16 protein-coding genes and 1 pseudogene are annotated in these 24,548 nt (G+C 56.2%); 11 read left to right on the top strand and 6 right to left on the bottom strand.

What is annotated here, in order from left to right; all coding sequences use genetic code 11:
* Positions 1-386 precede the first annotated feature (386 nt).
* Together ychF and NM10_RS05760 are read right to left on the bottom strand one after the other, a co-directional pair.
* On the bottom strand, positions 387-1,493 hold the full coding sequence (gene ychF / locus NM10_RS05755; RefSeq protein WP_020310654.1) for a redox-regulated ATPase YchF: 1,107 nt from the start codon (positions 1,491-1,493) through the stop codon (positions 387-389).
* A 14-nt stretch (positions 1,494-1,507) separates the two neighbouring features.
* Complete coding sequence (locus NM10_RS05760; RefSeq protein WP_020310655.1) at positions 1,508-2,749, bottom strand: LL-diaminopimelate aminotransferase; 1,242 nt, start codon at positions 2,747-2,749, stop codon at positions 1,508-1,510.
* Positions 2,750-2,968: 219 nt separating this feature from the next.
* Between NM10_RS05760 and NM10_RS05765 the strand changes: the two genes are divergently transcribed.
* Complete coding sequence (locus tag NM10_RS05765; RefSeq protein WP_020310656.1) at positions 2,969-3,490, top strand: flavodoxin; 522 nt, start codon at positions 2,969-2,971, stop codon at positions 3,488-3,490.
* 520 nt (positions 3,491-4,010) lie between these two features.
* On the opposite strand, the pseudogene NM10_RS05770 reads toward NM10_RS05765, so the two are convergent.
* From NM10_RS05770 to NM10_RS05780, 3 genes and pseudogenes are all read right to left on the bottom strand, one after another.
* Positions 4,011-5,227: pseudogene (locus NM10_RS05770) on the bottom strand (ABC transporter permease).
* Positions 5,217-5,921 (bottom strand): ABC transporter ATP-binding protein, encoded by a 705-nt coding sequence (locus NM10_RS05775; protein ID WP_020310658.1) that lies wholly within the window; start codon positions 5,919-5,921, stop codon positions 5,217-5,219. The pseudogene NM10_RS05770 and the gene NM10_RS05775 overlap by 11 nt, the downstream one beginning before the upstream one ends.
* A 13-nt stretch (positions 5,922-5,934) precedes the next feature.
* Positions 5,935-7,068 carry an efflux RND transporter periplasmic adaptor subunit gene (locus NM10_RS05780; RefSeq protein ID WP_020310659.1) on the bottom strand — a complete coding sequence of 378 codons (1,134 nt, stop codon included), beginning with the start codon at positions 7,066-7,068 and terminating at the stop codon, positions 5,935-5,937.
* A gap of 196 nt (positions 7,069-7,264) precedes the next feature.
* On the opposite strand from NM10_RS05780, the gene cytX reads away from it, so the two are divergent.
* From cytX to NM10_RS05805, 5 genes are all read left to right on the top strand, one after another.
* Positions 7,265-8,461 (top strand): putative hydroxymethylpyrimidine transporter CytX, encoded by a 1,197-nt coding sequence (cytX, locus tag NM10_RS05785; RefSeq protein WP_020310660.1) that lies wholly within the window; start codon positions 7,265-7,267, stop codon positions 8,459-8,461.
* A gap of 132 nt (positions 8,462-8,593) precedes the next feature.
* Positions 8,594-8,797 carry a hypothetical protein gene (locus NM10_RS05790; protein WP_020310661.1) on the top strand — a complete coding sequence of 68 codons (204 nt, stop codon included), beginning with the start codon at positions 8,594-8,596 and terminating at the stop codon, positions 8,795-8,797.
* Between the two features lie 506 nt (positions 8,798-9,303).
* Positions 9,304-10,098, top strand: a complete 795-nt coding sequence (locus tag NM10_RS05795) for an enoyl-CoA hydratase/isomerase family protein (protein WP_020310662.1) — start codon at positions 9,304-9,306, stop codon at positions 10,096-10,098.
* Positions 10,099-10,125: 27 nt separating this feature from the next.
* Complete coding sequence (locus NM10_RS05800) at positions 10,126-10,863, top strand: CoA transferase subunit A (protein WP_020310663.1); 738 nt, start codon at positions 10,126-10,128, stop codon at positions 10,861-10,863.
* A 4-nt stretch (positions 10,864-10,867) separates the two neighbouring features.
* On the top strand, positions 10,868-11,530 hold the full coding sequence (locus NM10_RS05805) for a 3-oxoacid CoA-transferase subunit B (protein ID WP_020310664.1): 663 nt from the start codon (positions 10,868-10,870) through the stop codon (positions 11,528-11,530).
* Positions 11,531-11,752: 222 nt separating this feature from the next.
* On the opposite strand, the gene NM10_RS05810 is transcribed toward NM10_RS05805, so the two are convergent.
* Positions 11,753-13,801 carry a transglycosylase domain-containing protein gene (locus NM10_RS05810; protein ID WP_020310665.1) on the bottom strand — a complete coding sequence of 683 codons (2,049 nt, stop codon included), beginning with the start codon at positions 13,799-13,801 and terminating at the stop codon, positions 11,753-11,755.
* Positions 13,802-14,131: 330 nt separating this feature from the next.
* Here NM10_RS05810 and ppsA point away from each other — a divergent pair, with 330 nt between their 5' ends.
* From ppsA to NM10_RS05835, 5 genes are all read left to right on the top strand, one after another.
* Entirely contained in the window at positions 14,132-16,540 is a 2,409-nt protein-coding gene (gene ppsA / locus NM10_RS05815) for a phosphoenolpyruvate synthase (protein WP_020310666.1), read from the top strand.
* 198 nt (positions 16,541-16,738) lie between these two features.
* A complete protein-coding gene (locus NM10_RS05820) occupies positions 16,739-17,377 on the top strand; it encodes a helix-turn-helix transcriptional regulator (protein WP_020310667.1) in 639 nt (212 codons plus the stop codon).
* Positions 17,378-17,379: 2 nt separating this feature from the next.
* A complete protein-coding gene (locus NM10_RS05825) occupies positions 17,380-18,201 on the top strand; it encodes a pyruvate, water dikinase regulatory protein (protein ID WP_020310668.1) in 822 nt (273 codons plus the stop codon).
* A 120-nt stretch (positions 18,202-18,321) separates the two neighbouring features.
* Positions 18,322-23,163: a cytidylyltransferase gene (locus NM10_RS05830; RefSeq protein ID WP_020310669.1), complete on the top strand. Its 4,842-nt coding sequence runs from the start codon at positions 18,322-18,324 to the stop codon at positions 23,161-23,163.
* On the top strand, positions 23,147-24,127 hold the full coding sequence (locus NM10_RS05835) for a lactate dehydrogenase (RefSeq protein WP_036243808.1): 981 nt from the start codon (positions 23,147-23,149) through the stop codon (positions 24,125-24,127). Before NM10_RS05830 ends, NM10_RS05835 begins: the two co-directional genes overlap by 17 nt.
* Positions 24,128-24,548 lie beyond the last annotated feature (421 nt).

Consider the following 24,548-nt stretch of genomic DNA (forward strand, 5'->3'; position numbering starts at 1 on the left):
CAGCTCGGTCCGGCGCGGTCCGGGTAGGCCGTGCCGGATGCCGTGCGTGCTATTTGCGTCCGGCGTGCTGCTTTGTTTGAGCGCAGCGAGTTTCAGCACGCCAGCAAATGGCACTCTCGGCAAGAGGAGTGGAGCACGCGAACCAGCTAGGGGCCAGGTGGCCGATGCCAACCTCTTCAGAAGAATCCCTCAGACCGCCGTTGGCGGCCAGCTCCCCTTCACAGGGGAGCCTTTTGGCGCTCCTGCGCCTGATTTCCAGAGTCTATTGCGGCAAAGCCGCTTCTGAGTCCGAGCAAACCGTCCACGAAGAACGACCATAAAGCTATGATGTTTTTGCATACATAAAAAGAGCCTGTGCACGATTACGTGCGACAGGCCCTTTTTTCCTATACATTAAAGCGGAAGTATGTGACATCTCCGTCTTGCATGACGTAATCTTTCCCTTCCAGACGAACAAGGCCTTTTTCTTTGGCAGCTTGTTCGCTGCCGCAGGCGATGAGGTCGTCGTAGGAAACGATTTCGGCGCGGATGAAGCCGCGTTCGATGTCGGTGTGGATCTTACCGGCTGCTTTCTGGGCTTTCGTGCCGTTGACGATGGTCCAGGCGCGGACTTCGTCAGATCCGGCCGTGAAGAAGTTGATCAGACCCAACAGGGAATAGCTGGCTTTGATCAGCTTGTCCAGGCCCGATTCGGGCAGGCCCAGTTCTTCCAGGAAGACTTCGGCTTCGTCGTCCGGCAGTTCGGCGATTTCGGCTTCAATCTTGGCCGAGACGGCGACGACCTGAGCGCCTTCCTTGGCGGCGTATTCTTCGACGCGTTTGACGTTGGGGTTGGCATCGGGATTGCCTGCTTCGTCTTCTGCGACGTTGGCGATGTAGATGATCGGCTTCAAGGTCAGGAGGTTGAGTTCTTTGACCTGCGGCAGTTCATCTTTTGTCAGGCCGGCTTTGCGGGCCGGGTCGCCGTTTTCCAGGCAGGCCAGGACTTTTTTCAGGACGGCGTATTCGACTTTGGCGTCCTTGTCGCCACACTGAGCGACTTTGGCGATGCGGTCCGCCCGTTTCTGGGCCGATTCCAGGTCGGCCAGGCACAGTTCCGTATTGATCGTTTCGATGTCGCGGATCGGGTCGATGGAGCCGTCGACGTGGGTGATGTTCGAGTCTTCAAAGCAGCGGACGACTTCAGCGATGGCATCGGTTTCACGGATGTGGCTGAGGAACTTGTTGCCCAGGCCTTCGCCCTTGGAGGCACCGGCGACGAGGCCGGCGATATCGACGAAGCGCATGACAGCGGGAATTGTTTTTTTCGGTTTGTACATGTCGGTCAGGACCTGGATGCGTTTATCCGGGACTTCTACGACGCCGACATTCGGTTCGATCGTGCAGAAGGGGTAGTTTGCCGCTTCTGCGCCGGCCTTGGTAATCGCGTTGAACAGTGTGCTCTTACCGACATTCGGCAGGCCGACGATGCCTACTTCCAGATTGGTACTCAATGGTTAAACCACCTTTATTTGAATAATTTTAAATCAGCAATGCGTTTGACGGCTTCGACCGTGTTTTCTTTGGTGCCGAAAGCGGTCAGGCGGAGGTAGCCTTCGCCGTGGGGGCCAAAGCCCGAACCCGGTGTCGTGACGACGTGGGCTTTTTCCAGGAGCAGGTCGAAGAAATCCCAGCTCTTCATGCCGTTCGGCGTCTGTACCCAGGCGTACGGCGAGTTGGTAGCGCCGTAGACGGTGAAGCCGGCTTCGGTCAGGCCGTCGCGGATGATGTGGGCGTTTTCCATGTAGTATTCGACGTCAGCCAGGCACTGTTTCTGGCCTTCCGGGCTGTAGTAAGCTTCAGCTGCGCGCTGGACGATGTACGGCGTGCCGTTGAAGAAGGTGCACTGACGGCGGTTCCACAAGGGATTGAGTTCGACAGCCGTGCCGTCTTTCTTGTAAGCGACGCAGGCATGGGGGACGACGACATAGGAGCAGCGCGTACCCGTGAAGCCGGCGCACTTGGAGTAGGAGCGGAGTTCGATGGCTACTTCTTTAGCGCCTTCGATTTCAAAGATGCTGTGGGGAACGTCCGGTTCGGTGATGTACGTTTCATAAGCCGAATCATAGATGATGATGAAGTTGTTTTCTTTGGCAGCTTTGACCCAGTTGGTCAATTCTTCTTTGCTCATGGCCGTGCCAGTCGGGTTGGACGGGTTGCAGAGGTAGACGATGTCGACTTTTTCCTTCGGCGGTTCGGCTTTGAAGCCGTTTTCCGGGGTGCACGGGAGATAGACGACGCCGTCGTAGATGCCTTTTTCGGCATTCCAGTCGCCTGTGTGGCCGAACATGACGTTCGAGTCGAGGTAGACCGGGTAGACCGGATCGGCTACGGCGAATTTGAGGTCGTCGCCGAAGATTTCCTGGATGCAGGCGACATCGGTCTTGGCGCCGTCACCGACGAAGACTTCGTCTAATTCGAGGTCGATGCCGCGCGTCTTGTAGTCGCCATCGATGATGGCCTGGCGAAGGAAATCATAGCCCTGTTCCGGACCGTAGCCGCGGAAGGTTTCAGCTTTGCCCATTTCGTCGACGGCTTTGTGCATGGCGTTGATGATAGCCGGGGCCAGGGGACGGGTGACGTCGCCGATGCCGAGGCGGATGATATTGGCTTCCGGATGTGCTTTGGAATAAGCATCAACTTTTTTTGCAATCGTTGCAAAAAGATAGTTGCCGGGGAGTTTTAAGTAGTTTTCATTTACATGAGCCATAAAGGGACCTCCTTGTATTACTTAGCATAGTAATCTTTTGACAAACTCTATTTTACTACATTATATGGGCCTTGGAAAGATACAGGGCAGCTGGCAGGCATGATAAAATAAAATCGCCGTCATTCATGATAGTGATTGAATGGCGGCGATTTTTGCCGTATAATGAAAACTGTATCGGGACTTTTTAGGTCAAACATATCAGGGAGGTTTGATTGACTTATGGATTATCAAGGTAAGAAATGCCTCATTGCATATTTTTCTCACGCCGGCATGAACTATGTCAGCGGCAAGATCGTCGACCTGCCCGTGGGCAATACGGAACGGGCAGCCCAGATGCTGCGCCTGTTCACGGGCGGCGACCTCTTCCATATCCGCACGGCTTCGGTCTATCCCAATGACTATCAGGAAGTCGTCAAGATCGCCAGGAAAGAAAAGGCCGACAATGCCCGGCCGGCCCTGGAAAAGGATATCCCCAGCATCGACGACTACGACGTCATCTTTTTGGGCTACCCCAACTGGTGCGGCACCATGCCCATGGCCTTGTGGACGTTCCTGGAAAACCATGACTTTTCCGGCAAGACGATTTATCCCTTCTGCACCCACGAAGGCAGCGGCGTCGGCCACAGCCTGGAAGACATCCACGCCCTCTGCCCGGATGCCAAACTCGGCAAGAGCCTGGCCCTCCTGGGTACGACCATCGAAGATGCCGAAGACGACATCCGCCGCTGGCTGAGAGATTAGGGGTTCGTGGTTAGTGGCTAGTGGCTCGTGGTTCGTGGCTCGTGGCTAGGGGTTCGTAGGGGCGGCCCGCCGATTGCAGGGCGCCAAGCCTCCCATGATAGGGGAGGTGGCCCAACGGGCCGGAGAGGTTGAATTTCCAGACTCTCCTATAAGAATCCCATGAACCGTACGACGATTCAAAAGCAACCTCTCAGTCAGCTGCGCTGACAGCTCTCCTGGCAGGAGAGCCGGGACGCCCGCTACAGCTGTCCGTTCTGGCAACCGTCCTGTGCCTTCCGAGGGTCGGCACCTGACGGGCCAAAAAAGCTTTGGGCACATCCCCTGCGAACCACGAATCACGAACAACTAAAAAGGGGCTGTCGCACGAAGATTTTTGCCATCGTGCAAGGCACCTTTTACTTTATAGTTTGTAGTACGGAGTTTGTAGAAGTGGGTTTAAATTTTTTACCATTTGCTGCAAACTAAAAACTGCAAACTTAATACTCAAAATGCGCTGTCTTCATGCGACAGCGCATTTTTTTTATTCATACCGCAAGGCTTCGATGGGGTCGAGTTTGGCTGCTTTCCGGGCCGGGTAGATGCCGAAGAAGAGGCCGATGCCGACGGAGAAGCTGAAGGAGATGATGATCGGTGCTGCCGTGATGACTGTCTGGAAGAGGCCCGACTTGGCGATAGCAGGGCGATGCCGACGCCGCAGGCGATGCCCAGGAGGCCGCCGATGACGCCGATGACGACGGATTCGATGAGGAACTGCATCATGATGTTCTGGAAGGTCGCGCCCAGGGCTTTACGGATGCCGATTTCCCGCGTCCGTTCAGTGACGGAGACCATCATGATGTTCATGATGCCGATGCCGCCGACGATGAGCGAAATGGCGGCGATACTGCCCAGGAAGAGGGTCAGCATGGTCGTCGTGCTGGTCATGGTTTCCATGAGGCTCGTCAGGTTGCGGACGTTGAAGTCGTCTTCCTTGCCGTTCATGATGTGATGGCGCTGGCGCAGCAGCGTTTCGACTTCGGACTGGACCTGTTCGATTTTATCGGCGCTGGAGACCTGGATGTTGATGGAGCGGACGTAGGTAATGCCCATGAGGCGTTCCTGGGCCGTCGTCAAGGGGACGATGACGATATCGTCCTGGTCCTGGCCCATGGAGGACTGGCCCTTGCTTTCCAGGACGCCGATGATCTTGTACGGCTGGTTGTTGATGCGGATGTTCTTGCCGACCGGGTTGGCTTCGTCGAAGAGGTTGGACGCGACCGTCGGTCCGATGACGGCGACGCGGTTGCGCGAGTTGAGGTCGCTCTGTGTGATGAAGGAGCCCGACTGGACGACGAGGGAGCGGATGTGCAGGTATTCCGGCGTGACGCCGTAGACCGATGTATTCCAGTTCTGGTTGCCGTTGACGATCTGATAGGAACTGTTGACTGTCGGCGATACGTAGTCGATGTTCTTTATCTTGTTCTTGATGGCCGTCGCGTCGTCGTATTTTAATTTCTGGTTCGACCCGGCTGCCGAGCGGACACCGCCCTGATTGGTCGAGCCGGGCATGACGATGAGCATGTTGCTGCCCAGGCTGGCGATGGAGTTGGTGACGTTCTGCTTGACGCCCATGCCGATGGAAATCATGGCGATGACGGCACCGACGCCGATGATGATGCCCAGCATGGTCAGGATAGAGCGCAGTTTGTTGGACAACAGGGCCGTGACGGCAATCTGTACGCTTTCACTAAATAACATCCATGACGACCCCCTTTCCGGCGTCTTTGGTAATCCTGCCGTCCGAGAGCAGGAGCTGGCGGTTGGCACAGGCGGCGATTTCCGGTTCGTGCGTGACCAGGATGATCGTCTTGTGCTCTTCGTGGAGTGCCTCGAAGAGGCGCATGATATCTTTCGTCGATTTCGTGTCCAAGTTGCCTGTCGGTTCGTCGGCCATGATGATATGCGGGTTGTTGACCAGAGCCCGGGCGATGGCGACGCGCTGGCGCTGACCGCCGGACAGTTCGTTGGGCTTGTGGTGGGCCCACGTTTCCAGACCGACGGATTTCAGGTTTTCCATGGCCCGTTCTGCCCGTTCCTTGCGGCCGACGCCGGCGTAGACCAAGGGCAGGGCGACGTTGTCCAGGGCGGAAATGCGGGATAAGAGGTTGAAGTTCTGGAAGACGAAGCCGATGTGCTGGTTGCGGACGACGGCCAGTTCATCGTCGCTGAGGTGGGCGACTTCCTTGCCGCCGAGCTTGTACGAGCCCGACGTGGGCCGGTCCAGGCAGCCCAGGATGTTCATGAGCGTCGATTTCCCGGAGCCCGACGGCCCCATGAGGGCGGCGAATTCGCCTTCTTCTATGTTCAAGGTAATGCCGGCCAGGGCGGCGAAATCTTCACCGCCGATGTGGTATATCTTTTTGATATCTTTCAATTCGATGACATGCTTCATGGCGATGCTTCCTTTACATGGGCGGCGGTCCCTGGCGCCGGTTGTTGTTCGATGACGAAGATTTGCTGGAGGCCGTATAGGTGATGGAAACCTTGTCGCCCTGGGTCAGGCCTGAAAGGATTTCCACGTATTCATCGCTGTAGATGCCCGTCGTGACCGGGACCTGTTCGGTCTGGCCGTTGGCATCGACGCGGATGACATAGGAACCGGAATCGTTGGTCTTCAAGGCGGCGATGGGGACGACGAGGGCATCGTCTTTTTGCGATGTCGTAATGTCGACGCGGGCTGTCATGCCTAGTTTCAGGACGTCGTCCGGGTCATCGACGTCGAGGGTGACGTAATAGTAGATGACGCTGGCCGAGGAGCTTGAAGAGGAGCTCGATGTCGAACTCGTGCCATTCGTGTCCCACGTGTTGCTCGTATCGGTCTTGGCGATTTTCGAGACGTGGGCCGTGAAAGTCCGGTCCGTAAAGGCGTCGACCGTGAAGGTAGCATCCTGACCGACTTGAATCTTGCCGATATCCGTTTCATCGACTTTGGCCAGAATCTGCTTGGTCGACGTGTCGGCAATGCGCATGATGACTGTCGGGTTGCTGTTGCCCTGGACGGCCATGGTGCCGACCGTCTTCGGTTCGCCGACGACGACGCCGTCCATAGGTGCTGTGATGACCGTTTCAGCGACATCTGATTCGGCTTCTGTCAAGGTGCTGACGGCCGTATCATAATTGAACTTGGCTGTATCCAAAGCCTGTTTCGTGCCGGCACCGAGATCATAAAGCTGCTGGGCCCGGTCGTATTCGACTTTGGCATTCGTGACTTTATATTGAGCCTGGTCGCGCTTGGCTTCATAGTCCTTGCCGTCGAGGATAGCCACGGTCTGGCCGGCTGTGACCCGGTCATTTTCTTTGACCAGGACCTGGCTGATGCGGGCCGTGATTTTCGGTGAGACTTCTACGGAATCGACAGGGCTGATGGTCCCCGTCGCCGAAACCGTCGAGCGCAGGTCTTTGCGGACGACGTCGGCCGTTTCGATGGCCTTGGCCTGCTTCGCCGTTTGTTGGGACTGGTAATATGTATAGCCGCCAAAGGCACAGGCAGCCAGGATGACAGCGGCAATGACGATTTTCAGGCGCTTGTCAATTTTCATGGTATCACTCCAAACGTATAAATAAAAAAAGATTATAAGATTATTATAGTTATTATTGTTGTTAGCTAAGTATAGCATGAGCCTAAAAAGGAATAAAGCTAAATACCCTTTTTCTTAGTAAAGTGAGTTGAAATTGTGACAAAGTGACTGTCCTGCATAGGGTTTTCCCGGCAGATGTGCTATACTAATAGAGCTAATGATTTATATGCAGAAAGGTTGGTATCATATTGTGAATGAACGTAAGACATCTGTCTTTTCTAACGGCCTGTTATGGTTCGGCGCCGGCATTTCCATCGCTGAAATCCTGACGGGCATGCTTCTGGCACCGCTGGGCTTTGCCAAGGCCTTTGCGGCCATCATCCTGGGCCACCTCATCGGCGGGACAGTCATGTATCTGGCCGGCCTTATCGGCGGGCGGACCGGCGGCAGCGCCATGGAAACGGTGCGCATTTCTTTCGGCACTCAGGGTGCCAAGCTCTTTGCCGGGCTGAATGTCATCCAGCTCGTCGGCTGGACGGCCGTCATGGTCGCCAGTGCCGCCTTGGCAGCCAATACCATCGCCGCCATTGGCGTGTCCTGGTGGAGCCTCATCATCGGCGCCTTCATTGCCTTGTGGATCGTCATGGGCCTGAAGAACCTGAGCAAGGTCAACGTCGTCGTCATGGCGGCGCTGTTCATCTTGACCATCGTCCTCAGCCTGGTCGTCTTCAAAGGCGGTACGCCCCAGGTACCGGCTGGCGACCTGACCTTTGGCGGCGCTGTCGAACTGGCCGTCGCCATGCCGCTGTCGTGGCTGCCGATCATTTCGGACTACACGCGGACGGCTGAAAAGCCGGGCCTGGCTACGGCGGCCAGCTGTAGTGCCTATTTCATCGCCAGCTCGTGGATGTTCCTCATCGGCATGGGCGCCGCCCTGTTCACCGGGCAGGACGATATTGCGGCCATCATGGTCCAGGCCGGCATGGGCGTGGCCGGGATCCTCGTCGTCCTCTTGTCGACAGTGACGACGACCTTCCTCGATGCCTTTTCAGCCGGCGTCAGCTGCCAGAGCCTGGTTCCCAAGGTTTCGGATAAGGTCCTGGCTCTCATCGCCACCGTCCTGGGCGTCATCCTGGCCATCTTCGCCGCGCCGGACCAGTTCCAGGACTTCCTCTACCTCATCGGTTCGGTCTTTGCGCCGATGACGGCCATCCTCTTGTCGGATTTCTTCATCCTCAAGCAGGACCACACGGCAGACAGCGTCAACTGGCTCAACCTGGTCCTCTGGGTCCTGGGCGTCATCTTGTACCGCTTTCTGCTCAACGTCGATACGCCAGTGGGCATTACGGTCCCTGTCGTCGTCATCCTCATGGTCATCAGTGCTTTGGTCCATAAGGTATTGAATAAAGCATAAAGAGATTCTAATATTGAATTGATGAAATGCAAAAATGATTCGTAATTAGCATTGACAAAAAGGCATTGAAAAGCGTAAACTTATGCTCAAGCAAGATAATAATGATTGAAGTCTTAAGAGGAGGCTTTTCAGATGAATAAACACTTTACTTTCGATGATATGATCAATACCATGATGCCCCTGCCCATCAGCGGCAACGCCAACGGCGAAGGCATCTACTGCCGCGGTCAGGAACTCGTCGCTTCCATGGACCAGCCGAAAGAAACGGCCCATCAGGAAAAAGAAAACCGCGGATTCGACCTCCGCGGCATCTTCTGCCAGTATTGCATCGATTAATAAAAAGCTAGTGGTTAGTGGCTAGTGGCTAGTGGCTAGTTGTTAGCGGATGGTTTTAAATTTAAGGGGATTTGCTGCAAACTAAAAACTATAAACTTAAAACTCAAAAAGAGGCTGTCTTCATGCGACAGCCTCTTTTACGTTGTTAGCAGCTAGCGGTTAGGGGCTAGCGGATGGAAAGGATTTAGCCTCTCCTGCTAGGAGAGGTGGCCCGAATGGGCCGGAGAGGTTTAACCTCGTAGGGGCTCGCGCGTGCGGGGATATGCAGGAATCCCGTGACCCATTTATCTGAAGCGGGCGCCCCACGTGGTCGCCCCTACGAGCTACGAACCACGAACCACGAGCCCCACGAGCCACGAGCCACGAGCCACTAAAAAGGCGCTGTCGCGAGACAGCGCCTTTTTCATGCCTTTCAAGTATAGGTTTTTTACTAAAATATATGTTATAATATGAATATAAGGAAAGCTTAACTTTCCGTTTTGTTATAGTTGCGAGGAGGAATTCATATGAAGCTCAAAAAATTGCACTATACTGTCGAGGACGGTATTGCTGTCGTTCAGCTCGATTATCCCAAGAATCTCAATGCCATCGATGAAGAAATGGCCGATGAACTGCTCTACGTCGTCCAGGCGGCTGAAGCCGATGAATCGGTGAAAGTCGTCGTCTTCAAAGGTTCTCCCCGTGCTTTTTCGGCTGGTGGCGACATCGGCTACTTCTACCAGCTCATCAAGGCCGGCGGTGACGTCAATATGGACGGCCTCATCGGCAAGGTAGGCAAGGTCACGGACGGCCTGAAGAAGATGAGCAAGATGGTCATCGCCTCGGTCAGCGGTGCCGCAGCCGGTGCCGGTGCCAGCCTGGCACTGACGGCAGATTTTATCATTTGCAGTGAAAACGCCAAGTTCATCATGGCCTTCGTCAACCTGGGCCTGGTCCCCGATACGGGTGGTTCGTATCTGCTGGTCAAACAGCTGGGGCCGAAACGGGCCATGGATATCTGTGCGACCGGCCGGCCGGTGAGCGCTCAGGAAGCCAAGGACCTGGGCATCGTCTACCGCATCGTGCCCAACGAGGACCTCGACGGTGAAACGATGAAGTTTGCCAAGAAATTGGCGTCAGGGCCGATCATTTCCTACAAGAATATCAAGCGCCAGATCTATGCAGCCGCCTTTGCCGAATACCAGCACTACCTGGAAAATATCGAAGTCCCGTGCCAGCGCGAATGTGCCCGGACCAAGGATTTCGCCGAAGGCGTCTGCGCGTTCATGGAAAAACGGCGTCCCCATTTTACCGGCCAGTAAGGCTGCTTTGTGAAGGGAGTGAGTACGGTGTTATCGAAAGTATTTTCTCTCCAAGATATCCTGGAACATATCCACGATGGCCAGACCATCATGTTCGGCGACTGGCACGGCCAGTTTGCAGCCGATGAGATCATCGACGGCATGCTGGAAAAAGGCGTCAAGGATATCAAAGCTATCGCCGTATCGGCGGGCTATCCCGGCCAGGGCGTAGGCAAACTCATCGTGGCCCATCGCGTATCGTCCATCATTACGACCCATATCGGCCTCAACCCGGAAGCACTGAAACAGATGCTGGCAGGTGAACTGGCCGTCGAATTTGTTCCCCAAGGGACCTGGGCCGAACGGGTGCGCTGCGGCGGTGCCGGATTGGGCGGCGTCCTCACGCCGACGGGCGTCGGGACGAGTGTCGAAGAAGGGAAACAGAAGCTGGTCATCGACGGGAAAGAATACCTCCTGGAATTGCCGCTCCATGCCGACGTGGCCCTGGTCAAAGCGACCAAAGCCGATACGGCAGGCAATCTCTATTTCCGCATGAATTCACGGGCGACGAACAGCACCATTGCCTATGCTGCTGATTTCGTCGCTGCCGAAGTCGAAGAAATCGTCCCTGTCGGCCAGCTTTCGCCGGAAGAAATCGCCATTCCGGCGCCCGTCGTCGATATGGTCTATGAACGGCAGGGCGAAAAACGCTATGTCTGCCCGATGTGGAAAAAGGCCAGGGCCCGTGCCGAAGCTAAAGCGCGGGAACGGCAGGAAAGGGGATGAGGTCATGGTCGAACGGAAAGGAAGAGCTTTGATTGCCTGGCGGTGTGCCCAATTCTTCAAAAATGGGGATTTCGTCAATTTAGGAATCGGCCTGCCCCTGATGTGCGTCAACTACCTGCCTGAAGGCGTAGACCTCTGGCTGGAAGCGGAAATAGGCACGGTCGGCAGCGGCCCGTCGCCGGATTGGGACCATGTCGACATCGACGTCATCGACGCCGGCGGCCAGCCGGCCTCAGTCATTACCGGCGGCAGCGTCTATGACCACGAAACGTCCTTTGCCTTCATCCGCGGCGGTCATATCGACGCGACTGTCCTGGGAACGCTGCAAGTCGACCAGGAAGGGAATATCGCCAACTGGACCATTCCTGGGAAATTCGCTCCCGGTATGGGCGGGGCCATGGACCTCTGTGCCGGTGTCAAGAAAATCATCGTCGCCACGGACCATTGCGAAAAGAGCGGCCATTCCAAGATACTGAAGAAATGTACGCTGCCCCTGACGGGAGCCCATTGCGTCACCGATATCGTAACCGAACGCGGCTACTTTGAAGTCACACCGCAGGGCCTGGTCCTGCGGGAACTGGCACCGGGCTATACCGTAGAAGATATCCGGGCCTGCACGGAAGCAGACTTCATCGTCCCCGAAACCATCGCCGTCATGGGCGGATGAGGGGAGGTCGCACGAAGGCTTCGTAAGCCTCTCCTACTAGGAGAGGTGGCCCAAATGGGTCGGAGAGGTTTAACCTTGTAGGGGATGTTTTTATACATCACCCGTCATGTATAATGTGGGCATCATTATTTCAGGCGGGCCGCCCTTTGGGACGGCCCCTACGAATACTGCAAACTCAATACTCAAAAAGAGGCTGTCGCACATGCGACAGCCTCTTTTTCACTATTCCTTATTATTGCGGTCGGCTTGTTGTCTGGCCGGCTGCTGGGTCTGTTGTTTGGATTTTTCTTTGGTCGTCGTTTTTTCGGTCGTCGCCGATTTTTTCTTCGGTTCTTCCCGGTCGTCGCTGCGGACGCTGTTACTGGAAGATGAAGACGACGTCGTTTCTTTACGGCGTTCCATGCCTGACGGGGCGGAGAAGTCGCCACCCGATTCATCGGACGTAGCCGACGACATGTAATCCTTCCAGATTTCTGCCGGGATCGTGCCGCCGTAGATTTCGCCTAAGCTGTGCGAACCCGTATCGTCGCCAATCCATACGGCTGTGACGATGTCCGGCGTGTAGCCGACGAACCAGGCGTCTTTGTTGTCGTCTGTCGTACCGGTCTTGCCGGCGGCCGGACGGCCGATGGCGGCGGCTGTCCCTGTGCCGTGGTCGATGACGCCTTCGAGCATAGTCGTCATTTCATAGGCTTCCCGTTCGGACATGACGCGGGTCTTCGTTTCTTCTTTTTCTAACGTCGATGCGTCTTCCAGGACGTTACCGTCGCGGTCGAGGATTTTGACGATAGCCGTCGGTTTGACGTGGACGCCCTTATTGGCAAAGGTGCCATAAGCACTGGCCATTTCCAGCGGCGTGACGCCTTTGGTCAGGCCGCCCAGGGCCATGGCCAGGTTGTCGTCTTTGGCGTCGAGGGTGGTAATGCCCATCTTCTTGGCATTGGCGATGATGTTCTTCGTGCCGACTTTGTCAGCCAGCTGGACGGCGATGGTGTTGACCGAGTGGGCCAGGGCATCGCTGAGGGTCATGGTACCGCTGTAGGAGCCGCCGGCGTTCTTCGGGCTCCAGCTGCCGTAGGTGACGGGCTGGTCGTCCATGGTCGTATCCGGCGTCATGTCGTGCTGCAGCGCCGTCAGGTAGACGAAAGGCTTGAAGGCCGAACCAGGCTGGCGGACAGCCATGCTGGCGCGGTTGAAGCTATCCTGTCCGCGGCCGCCGACCATGGCCAGGATGTGGCCCGTCTTGGGGTCGATGGAGACGATGGCTGCCTGCGGCTGAGTCAGGCCGTTTTCGTCAGTGTAGTTGTTGGGCAGGTTGCGCATGGCCCGGACGGCGGCGTGCTGCTTGTCGACGTCCATGGTCGTGTAGATCTTGAGGCCTTCCTTATAGAGGGCATCGTCGCCGTATTTCTTGGCGACCTGCTGGGAGACGTAGTCGATGAAGGATGCATATTCGTCGGCTTCTTTGGACTGATGGCTCTTGGAGAGGCCCAGGTCCTGGTTCTTGGCGTCTTCCGCTTCGGCAGCCGATACGTAGCCGTATTTGACCATCTGGTCGAGGACGACGTTCTTGCGCTTCTTGGCTTCGTTCAAGTTGTTGAAGGGCGAGTAGTAGTTCGGGCTCTTAGGCAGGCCGGCCAGCATGGCGCACTGCGTCAGGGTCAGTTCGTTGACGTCTTTGTTGAAATACGTCTTGGCCGCTGTCTGGATGCCATAGGCACCCTGGCCGAAGTAAATCTGGTTCATGTACATTTCCAGGATTTCTTTTTTACTGTATTTGTGTTCGATTTCCAGGGCCAGCATGGCTTCCTGTATCTTACGCTTCAATGTCTGTTCCTGGGACAGGAAGGCGTTCTTGGCCAGCTGCTGGGTGATGGTACTGCCGCCCTGGGCGATGCCGCGGTTGGTCAGGTTGGCAAAGATGGCGCGGAAGATGCCGATAGGGTCGATGCCGATGTGTTCATAGAAGCGGTTGTCTTCGGCAGCGATGAAGGCATTCTGCAGATTCTGCGGCACTTTGTTGATGTCGATGGGCAAGCGGTTCTGATCGGAATGAAGGGTCGTGATCAGCCGGCCGTGGGAATCGAAGACCTGTGATGAAACGGCAGGCCGCATGTTATTGCCTACAGCAGGCAAACTTTGATAGGCAGCAAAAATATAGCCAAACCCTAAGCCTGCGAAAACGACAAGGCATAAGGCGATGAAAAGGCGGATGCGGCGAAGGGGACCGGCTTTTTTGGCTTTTTTTGCTCTGCGTCTGGGTGTATACATTTTTTCCTCCTACGTGACGACGTAATCGTTCAAGATGAGCAGGTAATGAGACATTACTAATTTCTTATTATATCACATCATACATCATTATCCTATATAGGCGGGACATAGGCGGGACAGGTTGAAAAAATTTAAAGTCTTTTTGGCGATTAAATCGTTTTACGCTACACGGAATCCGAAAATATTTCATATGTAGTATACTCTTTAAAAGAGTATCATGTAGCTTTTTTAGAAATTCCATTGACAATCGCAGAGAAATAGCGTACTATAAACGTAACAAGCAGACAATTTAGCGTACACGCTTGGTTATAATAGCAGGAGGTAAGGATTATGGCAAAGGACAGAGAAAAAGCATTTGTATTGTGGTTCGATGAACTGCGCAGAGCCGATGTAGCTCTCGTAGGCGGTAAATCGTCTTCCCTCGGTGAATTGACGTCTCAGACGGATGTTCCCGTTCCCTATGGGTTCGCGACGACAGCCGAAGGCTATCGCCATTTCATGCATGAAACGGGCATGGACGTCAAGATCCCGGAATTACTGAAAGGCCTGACCGACGTCGAAGACGCTGTCCAGCTCCGCGATGTGACGGCAAAGATCCGCAAGGCCATCTGTGATGCAGAAATGCCGGCCGACTTGGCAGCCGATATCCGCAAGAGTTACGAAGAATTGGGTAAGAAAGTCGGCGAAGCCAATCCTTTCGTCGCCGTCCGCTCCAGTGCAACCGCTGAAGACTTGCCGGACGCCAGCTTTGCCGGTCAGCAGGATACGTACCTCAACGTCCAGGGGGCTGACATGGTCATCCAGAAGGTCAAGGAATGTTACGCATCGACCTTTACCGACCGCGCTACGTACTACCGCACGAAACAGGGCTTCGATCATCTCTCCGTCGCTTTGAGCGCCGCTATCCAGATGATGGTCTTCTCCAAAGCTGCCGGCGTCATGTTCACCGTCGACCTGGTCACGGGCGATGATTCGACGATTACCATCGAAGGGGCCTGGGGCCTCGGCGAATACGTCGTACAGGGCACGGTTACGCCGGATAACTTCAAAGTCCGCAAAGACGACCTGACCATCCTCTCCAAGATGATCAATACCAAACCGATCGAACTGGTCCGCAAACCGGGCGGCGATTGCGAAGAAAAACTCGTTCCGCCGGAACTGCAGAAACAGCAGGTCATTACGGACGAACAGGTAAAGGAACTGGCTACGTACGCCAAAGCTATTGAAAAGCATTACGGCTGCTACATGGATATGGAATGGGGCGTCGACGAACGGACCAATAAGGTATGGCTCCTCCAGGCCCGTCCGGAAACGGTATGGTCCAAGAAGAATAAAGAAAAGAAAGAAGCCGCTGCCGAAAAGGCCGCTGTCACGACGGACCGCAAAGTCGTCGTCAAAGGCCTGCCGGCCAGCCCGGGCAGCGCTGCTGGCAAAGCCCATGTCATCCTCGACCCGTCGAAGATCGCTGAATTCAAAGACGGTGAAATCCTGGTTACGACCATGACCGCTCCGGACTGGGTACCGGCCATGAAGAAGGCCAAGGCCATCGTCACCGATGCCGGCGGCATGACCTGCCACGCTTCCATCGTCAGCCGTGAATTGGGCATCCCCTGCATCGTCGGCACGAAGAGCCGCAGCGTCGAAGCGACGACAACCATCCAGGATGGCGCAGAAATCACAGTCGATGCGACGAACGGCATCGTCTATGAAGGCATCGTCGCCGACATCGTCAAACCGGAAGCTGCTGAAGCCCCGGCCGGCCAGACTGCAACGACCGTCGTCGCTGCCGAAGCCGCTCCGATTACGGGCACGAAGATTTACATGAACCTGGGCAACCCGGATTTGGCTGAAAAATACGGCAAACTGCCTTGCGACGGCATCGGCCTCATGCGCGAAGAATTCATCTGGACGACATTCATTCATGAACACCCGTTATACCTCATCGAAACGGGCCGGGCTGACCGCGTCGTCGATCAGTTGTCCGAAGGTATCCGCAAAGTCTGCCAGGCACTGGCTCCGCGTCCGGTCACGCTGCGCCTGAGCGACTTCAAATCGAGTGAATACCGCAACCTGACAGGCGGTGACAAATACGAACCCCAGGAAAGCAGCGCCCTCCTCGGCTGGCGCGGTGCTTCCCGTTACTATGATCCGAAATACGTCGAAGCCTTCAAACTGGAACTGAAAGCTGTCCGCAAAGTCCGCGAAGAATACGGCTACAAGAACCTCAACGTCATGATCCCCTTCTGCCGCCGCGTCGATGAAATGCAGAAAGTCGTCGACCTCATGGCTCAGGAAGGCCTCCACCGCGGTCCGGACTTCAAGGTCTGGCTCATGGCTGAAATCCCGTCCAATATCATCCTGGCCGACCAGTTCAACCAGTTCGTCGATGGCTATTCCATCGGCTCCAACGACCTGACCATGCTCATCATGGGCTGCGACCGCGACAACGATACGGTAGCACCGCTCTTCGATGAACGCAACCTGGCAGTCAAACGGGCTATCCGCCATCTCATTGCCGTAGCCCATAAGGACGGCAAGACCGTTTCCATCTGCGGCCAGGCACCGAGCGTCTATCCGGACTTCGCTGAATTCCTGGTCAAGAGCGGCATCGATTCCATCTCGGTCAACCCCGATGCCGTCGTATCGACACGGAAACACGTGGCACAAGTCGAACAGCGTATCCTCCTCGATTCGCTGACAGGCAAGGGCCGTGCTGATACAGAAGATTATACGTGGTAATAGCATATCCGATTTATGAGTAATAGAAAGGCGGTCCCAAAAGAAAAACAGACTTTTGGGCCGCCTTTTTCTCATACTAGGACCTTGTATTATACACTATTTGCATATTATACATCTTATATCGCGGGATGTTTTTATATATGTTATGATAATAAGTGAATAAGAGAACGCTTGCTATGTAGGGGGTGAAAAGACGCTATGTTATCGGAACGTCAGGAAACGATTTTACAGATTGTAAAGGAAAACAGTCCGATTACGGGCCAGCATATTGCTAACCGGCTCCACGTGACGCGGGCAGCCCTGCGCTCGGACCTGGCCATCCTGACCATGTTAGGGCTCATCGATGCGCGGCCGAAATTAGGCTACTTTTTTACGGGCAATAAAGAAAAAGACCTGCTCTCGCGGGCCATCACGGATATCACCATTGATTCCTGCCTGTCGCAGCCTGTGATCGTCGGTGAGCATACGAGTGCTTACGATGCGATCATCGCCATGTTTACGGAAGATGCGGGGACCGTCTTTGTCGGGACGGACAATATCCTGGCCGGCGTCGTATCGCGAAAGGATTTATTGAAAACGGCTATGGGCAGCAATGACCTGCGGGCCCTGCCGGTGCGCATGGTCATGACGCCAGTGAGCAAAGTGATCTATGCCCAGCCTGAGGAAAAGGCTATCGTCGCCGCTCAGCGCCTGATCGAATATGAAATCGACTGCCTGCCTGTCGTCGAGGTCGAAAGTACCGATGAAGACGACAAGAAGGAATTGAAGATCCTTGGCAGGATATCAAAAACGAACATAACCCGTCTCTTTGTAGAATGTGGGTTAGGGAGGAGATAACTGTGGAAAAACCGATTATTTATGCCTGCTCAGACTCGCTTGGTGAAACGGCTGAACGCGTCGCCCGGGCAGCAGCCAGCCAGTACGACAAGCAAGAATTCAACATCATCCGCGTACCGTACATCCGGTCGGAACAGCAAATCGAGGAGCTGGTCTGCAAGGCCGAAGCTCACAATGCCATGATCTGCTACACCATCATTTCGCCGACCCTGCGCCGGAAACTGTGGGAACTGACTAAGTCGGCCAACGTCACCGTCGTCGATATCATCGGCCCCATGCTGGCCGGCGTCGGCACCCTGACGGATACGGAACCGACTTTGAAGGCCGGCATGATCCATCAGCTCGACGAAGAATATTTCAAACGCGTCGAAGCTATCGAATTCGCCGTCAAATACGACGACGGCAAGAACCCCATGGGCTTCTTGAAGGCCGATATCGTCATCGTCGGCGTCTCGCGCACGTCGAAGACGCCCCTTTCCATGTACCTGGCCCATAAGCGCATCAAAGCGGCCAACCTGCCGCTGGTGCCGGAAGTCAGCCTGCCGCCGGAACTGTTCCAGATCCCGGCCCGCAAGATCGTCGGCCTCATCATCGACCCGTTCAAGCTGAATTTCATCCGTTCGGAACGGCTGCGCAGCATGGGGCTCGATGCCAACGCCAGCTACGCCAATATCGAACGCATCAATGAAGAACTGGAATATGCCCGCGGTGTCATGCGCCGCCTCCATTGTCCCATCATCGATGTGTCGTCCAAGGCTATCGAAGAAACGGCGAACCTGGTCATGGAAATCGTCAAACGCAATAAAGAACTGTATCCAGAATAAAATCAGCCAATGGCGGCGAGGGGGGCTTGTTGCATCATGGTTCTTACCATTATGCAAGGGCCCTTTTTGCGTCACTGCGTGAGGTTTGACATTACGACATCAAACTTCGGAAGGAGCACTATGAAAGATTCGACGACAGCCATTTTCACGTCCCTGTCGGCGGCCCTGGAGAGCCGGCATTTTTTGGCGACGCTGGGAATGGAAAAAGATGAAATGACGGCCTGGATACGCCGCAGCCGCCTGCGGTCCCTGGCCGATGAATTACAGCACTGCCGCGACGGGGAAGGGCGCTTTTCTTCGCCTGCTGTCGTCGCGGCGGCCAAACCCTATCTGGACTGCCTCCGGGACGAACCGGCCGGCGGCTGGCTGCGCTGCTGCCATCAGCGCGTCCTGGCCCGCCTCTTTCCCGGTTCCTGCCAGGGCCCGGAGGCCATGGCCCTGACAGGGCGCGGCAGTCATGGCGACATCTACCGGCGGGGCTGCCTGATCCTCATGCAGGTCCTGTGCGGCCTCTACCGCTATGAACGCCAGGTCCTGCCCTTCGACCCCAAGCGGGACATGCCCCTGGTATCGGTCCAGGAAATCATGGCCCACGGCTACACCAAGGAATACCTGCGCCTGCGTACACTGGCTGCCGACGATTATATTTATGAATTCATGCGCATCGGCGTCGACATTACGCCTTTCAATACGCTGGGCCACGTCGGCGGCGTCCACTACGTCGCCGTTTACGCAGCTCGCCAGCTGGCGCGGAACGGCATCCCCGTCGACGTCGCCCTCATTTCCGGCGCCGCTGCCTGCCATGATATCGGCAAGTACGGCTGCAAGAAGAATGAAGAGAAGCGGGTCCCTTATTTACATTATTATTATACGGGCATGTGCTGCCGCCGCCTGGGCCTGCCGGGTATCGGCCACATCGCGGCTAACCATTCCGTCTGGGACCTGGAACTGGAAAACCTGTCCGTCGAATCGCTGTTGCTCATTTATGCCGATTTCCGCGTCAAGAGCAGCCGCGATGCCCAGGGAAGGGAAATCGTCCATTTCTATTCCCTGGCCCAGGCCTTCGACGTCATCCTGGGGAAGCTGGATAATGTCGACGACGCCAAGCGCCAGCGCTATCAGAAAGTCTATGCTAAATTGGCGGACTTTGAAGATTTCATGAAAGAACACGGCGCCGTCACCGAACTGCCTGCCGACTTCGCCTGGGAACCGGCCGACCCGCCGCAGCCCATCCATCGGGAAAAAGTCCTCCTCGAAGGCAATGACGTCATTGCCCAGCTCAAATATGCCGCCATCGACCACAACATCCGCCTCATGAGCATCTTCCGTGATGAAAGCGATTTTGGCAACCTCATCGAAGCGGCCCGCAGCGAGCGGCAGTGGAAGAATGTCCGCACGTATATCGGCATCTTCGAGGAATATTCGACGTACATGACGGAGCATCAGAAGCTCATGACCCTGAAGTTCCTCTACGAGCTCTTGTCCCACCGCGAAGGCGACATCCGCCTGCAGGCGGCAGCCCTCATGGGACGCATCATCGCCAATTTCAACGATACGTATACCAAGGAACTGCCCGAAGGCGTCTCCCTGCCGGCCAAGGCCGTGACCAACCTGTCCCTGTTCACGACCTACCTGGACCGCATCATCTGCCCGGATATCCGCTTCACCGAGCAGCACAAGCTGTGGATCGGCTACTGCCTGAGCACCTTTGTATCGGCCGTCCTGCACCGCTGTGCCCGGTCCCAGCGTCCCCGCTATACGGCCGTCATGGGGCCGTATTATGAACGGCGCAATTACAGTGAAGAAGAGTATATCATCCTCTTGAAGGTCCTGGCCGACATGGACCGGGACTATCTGGACGAAGCCTTTATGGCCGCCGCCGGCCCCTTCATAGAAAGGGCCAAGCAGAGTGAATCCTTCAACCTGCGCGTGGCCGCCCTGAACTGCGCCCGCCACGTCTTTGCCGACTATACGGATGACTTGTACTATAAGGACCTGCTCAAGGTCATGAACCTGCCTGAAGGGCGGGACGCCTTCTTTGAACGGGAAGGCAACCTCTTCCTGGCCGACCTCAAGATGGGGACCCATTGGGTCGTCAAAGTGGCCAACCTGGAACTCATGCTGCGCTACATCGACGGCCAGAGCGATGCCGGCAGCGTCATGCATCTCGGGACCCATCTGACCAATCTGCTCAAGGTCAGCGAATCCATCTTCGTCCGCCGCGCCGCCGGCAACAGCCTGCTCAAGATTGCCTCGAACATGACTTATGCCCAGCGCAACGAACTGACGGTCGAACTGTTCAACGGCCTGGAAATCGGCGACCCGCAGATTTCTAAATACGTGCCGGAATTTTTGGGCAAGATGATCCTCAAGCTGCCGCCGCGGGAGTTCGACGAATTCGTCAAGACCATCGAAGGCCAGCTGCTGACGGTCAACATCCCCTTGGCAGCGTCCATGGTCCAGACAGTGGGCATCATTTTGGAACAATTCGACGAATTTGCCAAAGAGTTCTCAGAAGACCCGGCGGTCAACGAAAAGCGCCAGCGCCGCCTGCTGTACATCATGATCAAGGCCTATGCCCATTACAATAAGGAACTGAGCCGCGACGCCTTTCGCGATTTAGGGAAATTCATCTTCCACAGCCCGCTCATGCCGGACGAACGGAAAGATTTCCTCTTCAGCCACTGCTATAAGAAACTCCTGGTCCTCCTCGATGAGAACAGCGAAGAAAACCTGGATTTCTACAGTAATTCGGCCGTGCTCAACCATATTTACCGCTACATCAGCCAGCACGAATTCGCCAGAGGGCCCTTTACCTTTGAAACAGGCCGCAAGCCCTGCTTCTATCCGGGGACCTTCGACCCCTTCAGCCTGGGCCACAAGGCCGTGGCCTGCAAGATACGCGACCTGGGCTTCGACATTTACCTGGCCCTCGATGAATTTTCCTGGTCCAAGCACACCCAGCCGCGGCTCATGCGCCGCAAGATCATGAACATATCCGTCGCCGATGAAGAGAACATGTATCCCTTCCCGGACGATATCCCCATCAACATCGCCAATCCGGCGGACATCAAGAAGCTCAAGGACATCTTTGCCGGCCGGGACCTGTACATCGCCGTCGGCACGGACGTCATCGAAAATGCGTCGGCTTACCGGGCCGTACCGACGCCGGATTCGATCCATACGGTCAACCATATCGCCTTCGCCAGGGAGACGCGGGAAAATGCCGAACCGGACCAGCATGAAAAGACCTACGGCATCCAGGCCAAGGTCATCCGCCTGACGCTGGACAAGTTCTACGAAGACATCAGCTCGACGAAGATACGCGAGAACATCGACCTTAACCGGGATATTTCCAACCTCATCGACGCCGTGGCACAGAACTTCATTTACGATAACAACCTTTACCTGCGCGAACCGGCGTACAAGCACGTCCTGGAAGCTCGGGAAATCGGCATCGGCTCTTTCAAGCCGCGCGGCGCCGAAAGCCTGTGGCCCATCTGCAGCGCCCTCTGGGATAAAGGCTACCATACGGAGACCGTCGACAGCTACGTCGAAAAGGACTATGTCTGGACGCTGTACATCGACGACGCCAGCCAGGAGCGCAAGATGATCGCTTACGCCGCCGTCCACCGCGTGGGCTCCCGCGATTTGCTGCGCGAGTTCCACGACTCGGCCATTGCCTCGCACATCCGCGATGCCGCTGACGGAGGCATTGCCTGCATCGGCTTTCTCTATGCCGACGACATGGCCGGCATTGCCAATGTCAGCCAGATCATCATTACGGAAATCCTGACAGAGCTCATTGCCCGCGACTACGCCTACGCCGTCTACCATCCCGTCGATCCGGCCGGCTGCGAGCAGCCCGTCATCGACGCATTGCGCCGCCAGGGGTTCGTCAACATTGCGCCGCCGGAAGAGACGCCGATTTATGCAGTCAACATGAAATCGCCCATCGTCATTTTCCGCGACGTCGAAACGACCATCAAGAACCCCTTCAACAAGAATCCCCGCGTCCGCCGGGCCATCTACGAGGCCCACAACAATCTGTTGTCGGTCATGAACCACATTTATCCGGGCCAGCTCATCCTGTCTTTCAACATGAGTGCCTTTTATAATAAGATCATCAAGAAAGTCGCTGAAATCAACGGCGTTTCCATCGTCGAAGACAAGAAGAAGCGCCGCGGCCCGTACATGACCGTTCCCTTTGGCAAGGCCCTGAGCGATGTCCTCGTACCCAACACGGTGACCAAGGGCCTGCACATCGACAAGTATTTCGACCGCACGGTCAAGTCTTTTACCATCGCCGAATGTCAGCACTATTCGTCCGTCGACAATCAGGTCAAGACCATCAAGTCCTTCGACAGGCCGGTCATCCTCATCGACGACCTCCTGCACAAAGGCCACCGCATGCGCATGCTGACGCCCTACCTGGAACAGAACGGCGTCGAAATCAAGGAAGTCCTGGTCGGCGTCATGACCGGTCAGGCCATGGACATGATGGAAGAAAAGGACATCCGCGCCGAGAGCGCTTATTTCCTGCCCAGCCTGGAAGTCTGGCTCAACGAAAGGGACTGCTATCCCTTCATCGGCGGCGACAGCCTGGACAATGCCCATAACTACAGCGGCTACGGCCGCAATCCGTCGATCAACCTGGTCCTGCCCTATGTCAAGCCGGCTTTCATCGGCAAGGGCAACAGCGACGCCGACTACTTATACTCCCTGACGTGTCTGCAAAATGCCGCATCTATCATGGAGACATTGCAGGACGTCTACCAGGAAACCTTTGAAAAACGCCTGACCCTGAAGCGGCTCGGCGAAGTCATTACCTACCCGCGCATCCCCGATATCGACGTCGGCGTCAAGTTCGATGAGAACATGGACCCGACGCGCTTCATCAAGAACGATATCGAACGGCTCATCCGCCTGCGCTGGGGGGAAGGAGATGGAGAACTTGAATAAATGGATACATGATCTGCCCGGAGAAATCGGAGCCTCTGCCATGCCCCTCGACAGGGCACCGCAGCTGGCCGGGAAGGCCCGCGTCCATATCGTCGCCTTGGGCGATGTGGGCACGACCATGCTCATCGGCCTGCTCCTGGCCGGCCAGGACGTCATCGGTTCTGTCGGCATGTGCGATATCAACGAGAAGAACCTGGCCCGCCTGGAAATGGAGATGAACCAGATACGCTACCCCTTTGCCGGACTGGATGGCTGTGACGACCCGGTCCTGCCGGCCGTGACCATCGTCCCGGAAAAAGACGTCTTCGACTGCGATGTCTTCATTTTCTGTGCCAGCAAGGGCGTACCGCCTGTCGGCGCCGGCGGCGACGTGCGCATGGCCCAGCTCGAAGCCAACCGCAGTCTCGTCGCCCATTATGCGGCCCTGGCCCGCCAGGCCGGCTTCGGCGGCCAGGTCTGCATCGTATCGGATCCGGTCGACCCCTTGTGCCGCGCCTTTTTGACCGCTTCCGGTCTCCATCCGTCGCAGATCCAGGGCTACGGCCTGGGCGTCATGCATGCCCGGGCCTGCTACTATGCGAAAAAGGATCCGCGCTTCGCCCATTATCTGCAAGAAGGCCGCGCCTTTGGACCCCACGGGGTAGACCTGGTCATCGCCGACCGCCTCGACGGCTATGACGACGCGCTGTCCAGGGAACTGACGGACCTCGTCGTCCATGCCAACGTCGCCGTCCGCGACCTGGGCTACAAGCCCTACATCGCCCCGGCCCTGTCGTCGGCGGCCTTGTCGATCATCCTGACCCTGCGCGGCCAGTGGCATTACGGGTCGGTCTACCTCGGCGATACATCGAAAGGCGCTTTCTTCGGCGTCAAGAACCGCGTCGCCGGCGGCTGCGTGACCTATGAAGACGTCTGTGCCTGCCCGGCCTTCTATGCGCGCTGGAAACGGCTTATACGGCACTGAGCCGCCTCGTATAGGAAGGGGGCCTTGCCATGTTGTTGGTCGTCAAGGTCGGCTGGGAGGAAGCGGGCCACACGGAACGAATCCGGCGCGTCCTCGACCGGGCCCTGGCCGGGTGGACGTATACCGTCATCAAACGGGAAAAGGCCTTTTTGCGCTGGTGCGTCCGCACGCCGGCGGAAAAAGAGGGGACAGCCGTCCTCTTTGCCGTCGCCCTGCCCAGGGCCGGCGTCAGCCTGTCCTATGTCCACCTCGTATCCTGCCTGGTCCGCCACCGTCACTGCCTGGCCGGCTGCCGCGGTGCCGTCCTCGTCGACGGGCAGGGGGAATTTTTTACAAAAAAAAATAGGCCGGGAGCTGATTTTTTTTTGCCAATCAGGCCGGCTGTATCTTTCCCGGGAAGCCTCTCGTCGAGGCTACGGGC

Origin of the sequence: Megasphaera sp. NM10, assembly GCF_000417505.1 — a bacterium.
Taxonomy (GTDB): Bacteria; Bacillota; Negativicutes; order Veillonellales; family Megasphaeraceae; genus Megasphaera; species Megasphaera intestinihominis.

Bases quoted from the DNA above. Each gene is read 5' to 3' on its own strand.
- NM10_RS05810 (WP_020310665.1), bottom strand. From the start codon at position 13,801: ATGTATACACCCAGACGCAGAGCAAAAAAAGCCAAAAAAGCCGGTCCC.
- NM10_RS05765 (WP_020310656.1), top strand. From the start codon at position 2,969: ATGGATTATCAAGGTAAGAAATGCCTCATTGCATATTTTTCTCACGCC.
- ppsA (WP_020310666.1), top strand. From the start codon at position 14,132: ATGGCAAAGGACAGAGAAAAAGCATTTGTATTGTGGTTCGATGAACTG.
- NM10_RS05835 (WP_036243808.1), top strand. From the start codon at position 23,147: ATGGAGAACTTGAATAAATGGATACATGATCTGCCCGGAGAAATCGGA.
- NM10_RS05775 (WP_020310658.1), bottom strand. From the start codon at position 5,921: ATGAAGCATGTCATCGAATTGAAAGATATCAAAAAGATATACCACATC.
- NM10_RS05780 (WP_020310659.1), bottom strand. From the start codon at position 7,068: ATGAAAATTGACAAGCGCCTGAAAATCGTCATTGCCGCTGTCATCCTG.
- NM10_RS05790 (WP_020310661.1), top strand. From the start codon at position 8,594: ATGAATAAACACTTTACTTTCGATGATATGATCAATACCATGATGCCC.
- NM10_RS05830 (WP_020310669.1), top strand. From the start codon at position 18,322: ATGAAAGATTCGACGACAGCCATTTTCACGTCCCTGTCGGCGGCCCTG.
- NM10_RS05820 (WP_020310667.1), top strand. From the start codon at position 16,739: ATGTTATCGGAACGTCAGGAAACGATTTTACAGATTGTAAAGGAAAAC.
- NM10_RS05795 (WP_020310662.1), top strand. From the start codon at position 9,304: ATGAAGCTCAAAAAATTGCACTATACTGTCGAGGACGGTATTGCTGTC.
- NM10_RS05805 (WP_020310664.1), top strand. From the start codon at position 10,868: ATGGTCGAACGGAAAGGAAGAGCTTTGATTGCCTGGCGGTGTGCCCAA.
- NM10_RS05760 (WP_020310655.1), bottom strand. From the start codon at position 2,749: ATGGCTCATGTAAATGAAAACTACTTAAAACTCCCCGGCAACTATCTT.
- cytX (WP_020310660.1), top strand. From the start codon at position 7,265: ATGATTTATATGCAGAAAGGTTGGTATCATATTGTGAATGAACGTAAG.